A 312-nucleotide genomic window follows, 5' to 3' on the forward strand; every position below is an offset into this window, starting at 1 on the left:
GGAGCAGAGGGCGTCGGGGGAGTCGACGGAGCCGACGGGCCCGCAGCATCCGCGGGGCCCGATGCGTCCGGTGCCGGGGCGTCGTGGGTCGGCTCGGGCCGGCCGACGGGGGCGGGCCGGGCGTCGGCCAGGCCCGGAATGGGCGTGCCGCCGGCGGGAGTGGTCGGCACCTCGTGCGACCCGTACGGCGAATCGCCGGGGGCGCCGTCCGCGCGATACGGGGCCGGCGCGGTCGTCGGCTCGACGGGGGCGGGTTCGTCCCGGGCCTGCGGTGCGTGGGCGTGCGGGGCGGGCGCTCGCGGCGGCTCGACC

The 312-nt window shown here is 81.7% G+C and carries 1 pseudogene; it reads right to left on the reverse strand.

The annotated features are described in order from the left end of the window. Positions 1–312: pseudogene (locus GT354_RS54375) on the reverse strand (hypothetical protein); the annotation flags it as partial.

The organism is Streptomyces sp. SID3343 (genome assembly GCF_009865215.1).
GTDB lineage: Bacteria > Actinomycetota > Actinomycetes > Streptomycetales > Streptomycetaceae > Embleya.